Annotated in this window: 10 protein-coding genes and 1 riboswitch; of the genes, 6 read left to right on the top strand and 4 right to left on the bottom strand. The window is 71.7% G+C overall.

What is annotated here, in order from left to right:
* Nucleotides 1–29 precede the first annotated feature (29 nt).
* A complete protein-coding gene (locus tag DTL70_RS01205) occupies nucleotides 30–344 on the top strand; it encodes a DUF3263 domain-containing protein (RefSeq protein ID WP_114019934.1) in 315 nt (104 codons plus the stop codon).
* Nucleotides 345–450: 106 nt separating this feature from the next.
* Nucleotides 451–1,311, top strand: a complete 861-nt coding sequence (otsB, locus tag DTL70_RS01210; protein ID WP_114019935.1) for a trehalose-phosphatase — start codon at nucleotides 451–453, stop codon at nucleotides 1,309–1,311.
* Here the strand turns inward: otsB and DTL70_RS01215 are convergent.
* Both DTL70_RS01215 and DTL70_RS01220 read right to left on the bottom strand, forming a co-directional pair.
* Nucleotides 1,303–2,793, bottom strand: a complete 1,491-nt coding sequence (locus DTL70_RS01215) for an alpha,alpha-trehalose-phosphate synthase (UDP-forming) (RefSeq protein WP_114019936.1) — start codon at nucleotides 2,791–2,793, stop codon at nucleotides 1,303–1,305. The two genes, otsB and DTL70_RS01215, sit on opposite strands and share 9 nt — an antisense overlap.
* A 98-nt stretch (nucleotides 2,794–2,891) precedes the next feature.
* Nucleotides 2,892–3,914 carry a glucosyl-3-phosphoglycerate synthase gene (locus DTL70_RS01220; protein ID WP_114019937.1) on the bottom strand — a complete coding sequence of 341 codons (1,023 nt, stop codon included), beginning with the start codon at nucleotides 3,912–3,914 and terminating at the stop codon, nucleotides 2,892–2,894.
* 186 nt (nucleotides 3,915–4,100) lie between these two features.
* Nucleotides 4,101–4,251, top strand: a riboswitch (SAM riboswitch).
* A gap of 18 nt (nucleotides 4,252–4,269) precedes the next feature.
* On the opposite strand from DTL70_RS01220, the gene thrC reads away from it, so the two are divergent.
* The 4 genes from thrC (at nucleotide 4,270) to groL (ending at nucleotide 8,722) form a co-directional block, all read left to right on the top strand.
* Entirely contained in the window at nucleotides 4,270–5,577 is a 1,308-nt protein-coding gene (thrC, locus tag DTL70_RS01225; protein WP_181860721.1) for a threonine synthase, read from the top strand.
* A gap of 56 nt (nucleotides 5,578–5,633) precedes the next feature.
* A complete protein-coding gene (locus DTL70_RS01230; protein ID WP_114016164.1) occupies nucleotides 5,634–5,909 on the top strand; it encodes a MoaD/ThiS family protein in 276 nt (91 codons plus the stop codon).
* A 450-nt stretch (nucleotides 5,910–6,359) separates the two neighbouring features.
* Nucleotides 6,360–6,563, top strand: a complete 204-nt coding sequence (locus DTL70_RS01235; protein WP_016472377.1) for a cold-shock protein — start codon at nucleotides 6,360–6,362, stop codon at nucleotides 6,561–6,563.
* A 530-nt stretch (nucleotides 6,564–7,093) separates the two neighbouring features.
* Nucleotides 7,094–8,722, top strand: a complete 1,629-nt coding sequence (gene groL, locus DTL70_RS01240) for a chaperonin GroEL (RefSeq protein ID WP_114019938.1) — start codon at nucleotides 7,094–7,096, stop codon at nucleotides 8,720–8,722.
* A 105-nt stretch (nucleotides 8,723–8,827) separates the two neighbouring features.
* Here groL and DTL70_RS01245 read toward each other — a convergent pair whose 3' ends face one another.
* Nucleotides 8,828–9,160 (bottom strand): DUF427 domain-containing protein, encoded by a 333-nt coding sequence (locus DTL70_RS01245; protein WP_114019939.1) that lies wholly within the window; start codon nucleotides 9,158–9,160, stop codon nucleotides 8,828–8,830.
* A 379-nt stretch (nucleotides 9,161–9,539) separates the two neighbouring features.
* Nucleotides 9,540–10,505, bottom strand: a complete 966-nt coding sequence (locus DTL70_RS01255; RefSeq protein WP_114019941.1) for a GntR family transcriptional regulator — start codon at nucleotides 10,503–10,505, stop codon at nucleotides 9,540–9,542.
* Nucleotides 10,506–10,697: the final 192 nt, after the last annotated feature.

Here is a 10,697-nt window from a genome sequence, read left to right on the forward strand (position 1 = left end):
GAGTCGTAGGGGCGCCGTACCGTGGAGGGATGAGCGCATCGAAGGGGGACACCGGCGACGCGGAGGACGCGCGCGCGGGCGACCGCGACGCGGAGCCCGCGGGCGTCGGTGCCGCGGCGGGTCTCTCGGACGAGGACAGGGCGGTGCTGGCCTTCGCCGCGCGCGGCTGGTCCTCGCCTGGCGAGAAGGAGCGGGCCGTCAGGGAACGGCTCGGCATGTCTCCGGTCCGCTACTACCAGTACGTGAACGCCCTGCTCGACGACGCGCGGGCAGCGGAGTACGACCCCGTGACGGTCAACAGGCTGCGGCGGCTGCGGCAGGTGAACCGCGACCGCACCCGCTGACGCGACCGCACCCGCTGACGCGACGTACCCGCTGACGCGACGTACCCGCTGACGCGACCGCGTCCGCTGCGGGCCGCGGCGGCGCCGGCCTGGTTAGGGTGCGGTCATGTCGCCTGAATCCCTGCCCGAGCCGCGGACGCAGGAGGGGCGCGCGGGGCTCGCCGCGCTCCGCGCCGAGCCCGAACGCGCCGTACTGGCCTTCGACTTCGACGGCACCCTGGCGCCCATCGTCGCCGACCCGCGAACGGCGCGCGCCCACCCCGACGCGGTGCCGGCGCTCGCCCGGCTCGCCCCGCGCCTGGCGGGCATCGCGGTGATCACCGGCCGGCCCGCGGCCGACGCCGTGCGCTTCGGCGGCTTCGAGGGCGCGGCCGGGCTCGAAGGACTGACCGTCCTGGGCGCCTACGGCGCGGAACGGTGGGAGGCGGCCGACGGCTCCGTCCACGCCCCCGAGCCCCCGCCCGGGGTGGCCGCCGTTCGCGCCGAACTCCCCGCGCTGCTGCGCCAGGCGGGCGCGCCGGACGGTACCTGGACGGAGGACAAGGGCAGAGCGCTCGCGGTGCACACTCGGCGCACGGCCTCGCCCGACGAGGCCCTCGACCTTCTGCGCGCCCCCCTGCACGCCCTCGCCGAGCGGCACGGGCTGATGGTCGAACCGGGCCGCATGGTCCTCGAACTGCGGCCCCCGGGCGCGGACAAGGGCGCCGCGCTGGCGGACTACGTACGCGAGAAGCGCGCGGGCGTCGTCGCCTACGCGGGCGACGACCTGGGCGACCTGCCCGCCTACGAGACCGTCACCGCCTTGAGGGGTGACGGAGTGCCGGGCCTGCTGCTCTACAGCGCCCCGCAGGCCGGGAACGAGACCGTCCCCGGGCTCGCCGAGCGCGCGGACGTGACGGTGCGGGGCCCGGCGGGCCTGGTGCGCTGGCTGAACGGCCTCGCGGAGGGGCTCACCGCGTCACGCTAGCTCCCGCAGCTGGTCGAGGAGCCAGCGGGTGGGCGGGTGCGCGGTGGCCGTCTCGGCCAGGCGGCGGGAGCGCGACGCCCTGGTGGGCGCGTCGAGCAGGAGCGCCGCGTGCACGGCGTCCGCCGTCTGACGTACGTCGAACGGGTTGACGCAGAAGGCGTCGGCCGCCATCTCCTCGTGCGCGCCCGCCTCCCGCGAGAGCACCAGCGCGCAGCCCTCGTCCGAGACCACGGGGATCTCCTTGGCGACGAGGTTCATTCCGTCGCGGATGGGGTTCACGAGCGCGACGTCCGCCATCCGGTACGCCGCGAGCGAGCGCGCGAAGTCGTCCTTGACGTGCAGGAGGACGGGCGTCCACCCGGGGGTGCCGAAGGCGGAGTTGATCTCGTCGGCGACCCGGCCGACCTCGGCGGTGTAGTCGCGGTAGACGGCGAGGTCCTGGCGCGAGGGGTAGGCGAAGGCGAGGTGGACGACGTGCTCGCGCCACTCGGGGCGGTCGGTGAGCAGCCTGGAGTAGGCGTGCAGGCCGCGCACGATGTTCTTGGACAGCTCGGTGCGGTCGACCCGCACCAGGGTCCGGCGCGGCAGCCCGTCGGGTCCGGTGCCCACCTGGTCCCGCAGCTGGGCCCTCCGTTCCGCGACGTCGTCACGGTGCGCCCGCTCGCGCAGGAAGTCGCCGTCGGCGCCCAGCGGATGCACCCCGATCCGGGTCGTGCGGCCCTCGTACGTCACGGACAGCGTGCCGCCCTCCGTGGTGACGTCCGCGCCGAGCACCCGCTCGCAGCACTCGGTGAACAGGCGGGCCCAGCGGGTGGTCAGGAACGCGGTGCGATCGGCGCCGAGCATGCCGCGCAGGACGTCTGCCGCGACATCGTCGGGCAGCAGCCTGTAGTAGTCGGCGGGCGCCCAGGGGGTGTGGGAGAAGTGGCCGATCCGCAGGTCGGGTCGGCGCTCACGAAGGAGCAGGGGGACGAGGGTGAGGTGGTAGTCCTGCACCAGCACGGTGGCGCCCTGCTCGGCCTCCTGCGCGAGGGCGTCGGCGAAGGCGGCGTTGTACGTCTCGTACCGCGCCCACTGGCGGGTGAACCCCTCGTCGAACGCGGGTTCGAGAGGTGTCTGGTACAGCATGTGGTGGGTGAACCACAGCACCGAGTTGGCCACGCCGTGGTAGGCGGCCTCGAACGTCTCCGCCGGAATGTCGAGCATCCGGACGGCCTGGCCCCCGGTCTCCCCGCGGTCCAGACGGCCGCCCGTACGCCGGGCCGCCTCGCGGTCGCCCTCGCCGAGCGCCGCGCACACCCACACCGCGTCCGTTTCGGGCCCGATGGCCGACAGGCCGGAGACGAGGCCGCCGCCGCCCCGCTTGGCGGTGAGCGTGCCGTCCTCCGCGCGCGTGTAGGACACGGGCCCGCGGTTGGACGCGACGAGTACCTGCGGCGACGCGGAAGAAGAGGCCTTCGGTGATGTTGCTCCAGCGACCATGCGCGGAGCCTAGCCGCCCCCGAATCCGCTCAAACGTACGCGTGGCCGCCGAACCCCCCGCGCGTGGCGAACCCGGACACGCTCCGCGTGCGGCGCCGTCACGCCGCCACCCGCCGCTGCCCGTATTCGGGCACCGTGCACATCGGCGGGCGCTCCTCCGCGTCCACCAGGTGGCCGCGCGGCTCGAAGGTGCCCCCCTCGCCCCGCTCGAACTGGGTCAGCGGCGTCACCCCCGACCGTCCGCCCAGCACGCTCGGACCGTCGCGGTGACCGCCCGGGCCGCCGTCGAGACCGACTCCGCGTTCGATGCGGCGCTGCGCCGTGGCGTAGATGGCGGTGGCCATCCGGCCCAGCGCCAGCCCGTCCTGGTTGCGGTGCAGACGCACTCCCACGTCGACCTGCGCCAGCGCGTCGAGACCGACCAGCTCCAGCGCGTCGACGAGCAGCCCCAGCTCCACCCCGTACCCGACCGGGAACGGCAGCCGCTCCAGCAGCGACCTGCGCGCCGCGTACTCGCCGCCCAGCGGCTGCACGAGGCCGGCCAGGCGCGGCCAGTGCAGGTTGAGCAGGGGCCGCGCCACCAGCTCGGTCACCCGCCCGCCGCCCGCCGGGCTGTCCCGCAGCGGACGGTCGTACATCGCCTTGACCAGCTGCACGTCGGGTTCGGTCAGCAGCGGGCCGACGATGCCGGTGACGAAGTCGGGCGAGAACTCGCGCAGATCGGCGTCGACGAAGCAGACGATGTCACCGCGCGTCACCATCAGTGAGCGCCACAGCACCTCGCCCTTGCCGGGCCTGGCCGCTACCCGGGGCAGCACTTCGTCACGGTGCACGACCCGGGCCCCGGCCGCCGCCGCGACCGCGCCGGTGGCGTCGGTGGAGCCCGAGTTCATGACGATCACCTCGTCCACCAGGGACGTTCCGGTGGCCGGGTGGGGGGAGGCCAGCTCGCGGCGGATGATCGAGACGATGTCGCCGACGGTGGCTTCCTCGTTGAGTGCCGGCAGCACCACGCTGACCGTGGTGCCGGTGCGCCGCTTGGCCGCCAGGAGCGCCTCAAGCGGCCGGTCGGCGGCGCGCCAGGAGCGGCGCCGCAGCCATTGGCCCACTTCATCGAGCACGTGCGCGCCTTCCTGTGGTCCGACTGGGGAGCTACGGACGGTCAGCGGTGATCCATCTCGCGGTTCGGACGTCCCTCTCAAGCGTGACCGCCGTCGGTTACAGTCTTGAACAACGCAGGTGACCTCCGCATCTCGGGGGCCCGCGAACAAACGCCCGAGCGGCCCGACCGCCCGGCGCCATAGTGCAGCTCATCCAGAGGGGCAGAGGGAACGGCCCGTTGAAGCCCCGGCAACCATCCCGCGATCCGCGCGTACGCGGACAGCTGTGGCGAGACCGCCTCGTGGGGACGGTGCCAATTCCGGCCCGTGGCGAGATACGACACGGGGAAGATGAGGAGAAAGGGCCTCGCCTCACATGGCTGTGCAAACCGTTGCAGCGAACAGCACCACCGCCTCCGACGCCTCGGCGCCCTACGACCTGGGCGCGGCCGTCGCCCTCTCCTGCCGCGAGTGCGGCACCCGCACCCCGCTGGGCCCCAGCTTCGTGTGCCTGGAGTGTTTCGGCCCGCTCGAAGTCGCCTACGAGCTGCCGACCGGTGACCCGGAGGGACTGCGCAGGCGCATCGAGTCAGGTCCCGCCTCGATGTGGCGCTACGCACCGCTGCTGCCGGTGCCCTCCGACGTCGCCGCCAAACCGAACCTCAACCCCGGCTTCACGCAGCTGGTGCAGGCCGACCGGCTCGCCGCCGAGCTGGGCGTGACCGGCGGGCTCTACGTCAAGGACGACTCGGGCAACCCCACCCACTCCTTCAAGGACCGCCCGGTCGCCATCGCCCTGGAGGCCGCCCGCGCCTTCGGCTTCACCACGCTGTCCTGCTCCTCGACCGGCAACCTGGCCGGTGCCGTGGGGGCGGCCGCCTCCCGCGCGGGGCTGCGCAGCTGCGTGTTCATCCCCGACGGCTTGGAGCAGTCCAAGGTCGTGATGGCCGCGGTCTACGGCGGCGACCTGGTGGCGATCGACGGCACGTACGACGACGTGAACCGCTTCTGCTCCGAGCTGATCGGCGACCCGCTCGGCGAGGGCTGGGGCTTCACCAACGTCAACCTGCGGCCCTTCTACGCCGAGGGCTCCAAATCGCTGGCGTACGAGATCTGCGAGCAGCTCGGCTGGCGGCTGCCCGACCAGATCGTCATTCCCGTCGCCTCGGGATGCCAGCTCGTGAAGATCGACAAGGGGCTGCGCGAGCTGATCAGCCTCGGGCTCGTCGAGGACAAACCGTTCCGGATCTTCGCAGCCCAGGCCGAGGGCTGCTCGCCGGTCTCCCGCGCCTACAAGGACGGGACGGACGCCGTGCGCCCCGTCAAGCAGCCCGACACCGTCGCCAAGTCCCTCGCCATCGGCGACCCCGCTGACGGTCCGTACGTCATCGACATCTGCAAGCGGACCGGTGGAGCCGTCGACGACGTCGATGACGAGCAGATCGTGGACGCCATGAAGCTGCTCGCACGGACGGAAGGCGTGTTCGCGGAGACGGCGGGCGGCGTCACGCTGGGTGTGACGCGCAAGCTGATCGAGTCGGGGGCGATCGACCCCACCCTGACGACGGTGGTCCTCAACACCGGTGACGGCCTCAAGACGCTGGACGCCGTGGCGCCCTCTTCCCGGCCCACCGCCGTCATCCGGCCCAACCTCGACGCGTTCCGCGCCGCCGGCCTGGCCTGACCAGCCGCTTCCCGCCCCGGCCCGCGGCAACCCCACCACGTAAGGAAGATGCGAAAATGAGCGTGAACGTCCGGATCCCGACCATCCTGCGCACCTACACCGGCGGCCAGGCGGAGGTCACCGCCGAGGGCGGCACCCTCGCCGAGGTGCTGTCGGACCTGGAACAGAACCACACGGGGATCAGCGCCCGCGTCCTCGACGACACGGGCAAGCTGCGCCGTTTCGTGAACGTCTACGTCAACGACGACGACGTCAGGTTCGAACAGGGCCTCCAGACGCCGACGCCGGACGGCGCGGGCGTCTCCATCATCCCGGCGGTGGCCGGCGGCTGAACGTCCGGCGGCTGAATCCCGGCTTCTGAGATCCGACCGACCGCGGAATCGCCCCCTCCGGATTTGATCCGGAGGGGGCGATTCCGCGTTTCGGAAGGCGGTAGAGTGACGGCAGTTCCCCGAGGTGCTGCACCGCCGCTTGCCGGACGCATATGAGCGCGCGAACGACGGCGCGACAAGTTGGTGCCGAAAACGCTGTGGCAATTGTCGTGTTGACCCCGTATGCCTGGCCCGACTTGCCCTGGTAGCACCGGAGTTGAGGCGGTTTTTCCGATCAACCGTGCCCAGAATTCTCGTCCGATTGACCTGTTGCACAGGGCGTCCGTGCAGATACATTCAGCGGCGGTCGACGCGTTCCGGCGCACGCCCCCGCTCGCTCGTGGGGGTGAGGTCTGACCCGGGTTCGCGAAGTGCGGGCTCGTGCAAGGGCCAGTAATAGGGGAGTTAGGAATGGCTCAGGGCACCGTCAAGTGGTTCAACGCGGAGAAGGGGTACGGCTTCATCGCGGTCGACGGTGGTGCGGACGTGTTCGTCCACTACAGCGCGATCCAGATGGACGGGTACCGCACTCTCGACGAAGGACAGCGGGTCGAGTTCGAGATCTCGCAGGGTCAGAAAGGGCCGCAGGCGGACATGGTCCGCGTGACCGGCTGAGTGTCGCCGGACTGCGCGGAGGCGCAGACCTCGAACAGTAAGGGGCCGCACCCTACGGGGGGCGGCCCCTTACTGATGCCCGGAGCCTCCCCCAGCCTCCGGCCGGGAGGTGCCCCCACCAACCGCCACCCCTCATGGGGACTCCTTCGGAGCCGCTTGCGCCCCCCCGTCGCCCGACCGCCACCCCTCATGGAGACTCCTTCGGAGCCGCTTGCGCCCCCCCGTCGCCCGACCGCCACCCCTCACGGAGACTCCTTCGGAGCCGCTTGCGCCCCCCCGTCGCCCGACCACCACCCCTCACGGAGACTCCTTCGGAGCCGCTTGCACTCAGCATGCCCGAGTGCTAATCATTGGGTTAGCACTCTACGAGTGAGAGTGACAGACAAGGACCGGGTCGGTGAGGTCCGCGGGCTGGGCGGGGAAGGGACCGCCGGGGCCGCAGGCCGTCCGTCGCGGGCGCCACGCGGTCCGGAGCAATCCAACCCTCCCCTTGCGTCGGGCATGGGGGAATCCAGGGAGGACCAACCCACATGGCCAAGATCATCGCCTTTGACGAGGAGGCGCGGCGCGGTCTTGAGCGTGGCATGAACCAGCTTGCCGACGCCGTCAAGGTCACGCTCGGCCCGAAGGGCCGCAACGTCGTTCTGGAGAAGAAGTGGGGCGCCCCCACCATCACCAACGACGGCGTCTCCATCGCCAAGGAGATCGAGCTCGAGGACTCCTACGAGAAGATCGGCGCCGAGCTGGTCAAGGAGGTCGCCAAGAAGACGGACGACGTGGCCGGTGACGGCACGACGACCGCGACCGTCCTGGCTCAGGCGCTGGTCCGCGAGGGGCTGCGCAACGTCGCCGCGGGTGCCAACCCGATGGCGCTCAAGCGCGGCATCGAGAAGGCCACCGAGGCCGTCTCCGCCGCCCTGCTGGAGCAGGCCAAGGACGTGGAGACCAAGGAGCAGATCGCCTCCACCGCCTCCATCTCCGCCGCTGACACCCAGATCGGCGAGCTGATCGCCGAGGCCATGGACAAGGTCGGCAAGGAAGGCGTCATCACCGTCGAGGAGTCGCAGACCTTCGGGCTCGAGCTGGAGCTCACCGAGGGCATGCGCTTCGACAAGGGCTACATCTCCGCCTACTTCGCCACCGACATGGAGCGCATGGAGGCGGAGCTCGAGGACCCCTACATCCTCATCGTCAACTCCAAGATCAGCAACGTGAAGGACCTCCTTCCGCTGCTGGAGAAGGTCATGCAGTCGGGCAAGCCGCTGCTGATCATCGCGGAGGACGTCGAGGGCGAGGCCCTGTCCACGCTGGTCGTGAACAAGATCCGCGGCACCTTCAAGTCCGTCGCCGTCAAGGCCCCGGGCTTCGGCGACCGCCGCAAGGCCATGCTCGGTGACATCGCCATCCTCACCGGTGGCCAGGTCATCTCCGAGGAGGTCGGCCTCAAGCTGGAGAACGCCTCCCTGGACCTGCTGGGCCGCGCCCGCAAGGTCCAGATCACCAAGGACGAGACCACCATCGTCGACGGTGCGGGCGACAGCGAGCAGGTCGGGGGCCGGGTCAACCAGATCCGCGCCGAGATCGAGAACAGCGACTCGGACTACGACCGCGAGAAGCTCCAGGAGCGCCTGGCGAAGCTGGCCGGCGGCGTGGCCGTCATCAAGGCCGGTGCCGCCACCGAGGTCGAGCTCAAGGAGCGCAAGCACCGCATCGAGGACGCCGTTCGCAACGCGAAGGCGGCCGTCGAGGAGGGCATCGTCGCCGGCGGTGGCGTGGCCCTGCTGCAGGCCTCCTCGGTCTTCGAGAAGCTGGAGCTGGAGGGCGACGAGGCCACCGGTGCCGCCGCCGTCAAGCTGGCTCTGGAGGCCCCGCTCAAGCAGATCGCGGTCAACGCCGGTCTCGAGGGCGGTGTCATCACCGAGAAGGTGCGCAACCTGACCCCGGGCCACGGCCTGAACGCGGCCACCGGCGAGTACGTCGACATGATCGCCGAGGGCATTCTCGACCCGGCCAAGGTGACGCGCTCCGCGCTGCAGAACGCCGCCTCCATCGCGGCGCTGTTCCTCACCACCGAGGCCGTCATCGCCGACAAGCCGGAGAAGGCCGCGGCGGGCGCCGATGCGGCTGCCGCCGGTGGCATGGGCGGCATGGACTTCTGAGTCCGGCCTCCCACGGGACCCCCACGGGGCGTCCCACCGGATCCGTCCACCCCGAGGGCGGGCACCCATGCGGTGCCCGCCCTCGGGCGTGTGTACGGGCGCGCCTCAGCCGACCTCCACGTCCGCGAAACACAGGTGGCCCTTGATCTCGGAGACCCGGGCGTGCGGTTCGGGGTAGGACCAGGCGACGTCCTGCGCGCTGCCGTCGGCCAGCGACCAGTAGGAGGCGGTGCCCTTGAAGGGGCAGCGGGTGCGGGTCTCGGACGGGGTCAGCAGGTCCGTGCGGACGTCCTCGGGCGGCAGGTAGTAGCGCACCGGATAGCCGGTCTCGCTCAGCAGCAGCGGGCGGTCGCTGTCCGCCAGCACCTGCCCCGCGTGCGTCGCCCGCACGCGCTCGGTGCCTTCCTCGATGGTGATCGTGTGGCCTGCGGCGGACATGTGCGGTCCTTCCTTCGGTGCGGCTGCGACCTTCTGTGCGGTCGCGGACTTCGGACTGCCGGCGAACCGTCTGCGCGCCCAGCCTCTCACCGCGGGGCGTCCGCCGGAGGGCGCGCCGGGCCCCCGAGCCCGAAGAGGGCCGGGGAGGCCGCGTCCAGCCCGGTCATCTCCACCGGCACGGTCCTGTGTTTCTTCCCGTCATCGCGGCCGAGATCGCGCTGTGGGGGCCGAGCCCCATGACGGGAGCCTGCCGAAGCGGGGGGGCGGGGAGTCGGACGCGCAATCGCCGCCCGCGGCGAGGGGCTCGCGCCGCCCCCGGGCGGTCGATCGCGCGTCTGGTCGGGGGCCCGGCCTCGTGCGTCTCGCCGGGCGGCCGGCTTCACGTCTCGTCGAGCAAGTGGGCGACGCCGTCGAGGAGGGCGGTGAGCCCCAGGGTGAACAGTTCGTCCAGGCGCAGGTCGTAGCCGTCGCGGCCCAGCGCGCCGACGACGCGGGTGAAGGTCGGGTAGGCGCCGGAGGTGGTCAGCGCGGTCATCGTCGTGGACTGGTCCGCCAGCCACTCCTCATCGGTCTGCCCCGTGGCGCTGCGGGCCGCCGTCTCGCGCTCCGACTGGACGGCGAGACCCTGCACGTGGCTGTAGAGGAGGACGTTCACGTTCAGCATGGTCGCCGGGGACAGGCCGTGGCCGTCCAGCGCCGAGAGCATCCACTCGGAGTACGTCATCAGGTTGGGCAGCAGCAATGGGCGGGTGAGGGGGCCGATCTGGGCCAGCCAGGGGTGGGCGCGGTGCACCTGCCACAGGGCCCTGGCCCCCGCTTCCAGGCGGCCTCGCCAGCCGGCGGTGGCGGCGCTCTCGGCGGCTGTGCGGTGTGGCAGCGGCAGGTCGGCGAGGACGGTGTCCGCCATCAGGAGCACCAGGTCGTCCTTGCCGTTCACGTAGCGGTAGGCGGTCATCGTGGCGGTACCGAGGCGTGCCGCCACGCTCCGCATGGACAGCGCGGCCAGGCCTTCCGCGTCGGCGATCGCGACGGCCGCCCGGACGACGCGCTCACGGGTCACCTCCGTCTCCCGGGCGGGGTGGTCGGTGGTGCGGTGTCCGGGAGGGGGTGCCGGGTGGCGCCGCCGCGTCGCGACGACGGTGCCGACCCGGGGTCTGGCCTGTACGAGTCCCTCCTGGCGCAGCACGGTCAGTGCCCTGGTCGCGGTGGCCAGTGCGACGTTCCATTCCTGGGCGAGCCGGCGGGTGGAGGGCACCCGTTCCCCGGGGGCCAGTTCGCCATCGGTGATGCGGCGCCGCAGCTCCGCGGCGATCCGGGCGTACGGCGGCTGTGTGGGGTTCGCCACAGTGGGCTCCTTCCGTCGTCTGTCCTAGTACAGCGGTCACCGGCGTCGAGGGTGTGCGACCGGTGTTCTGTCCTAGGGGGTGTCTTCAATGGATCTTGGGTAGTGGATCATGGTCGGGTGATACGTCGCCATGAGCTGTCCGATGCCGAGTGGGAGTTCGTCCGACCGCTGCTGCCCGCTTCGCTGCGGGGC

Origin of the sequence: Streptomyces diacarni (genome assembly GCF_003323715.1) — a bacterium.
Taxonomy (GTDB): Bacteria; Actinomycetota; Actinomycetes; order Streptomycetales; family Streptomycetaceae; genus Streptomyces; species Streptomyces diacarni.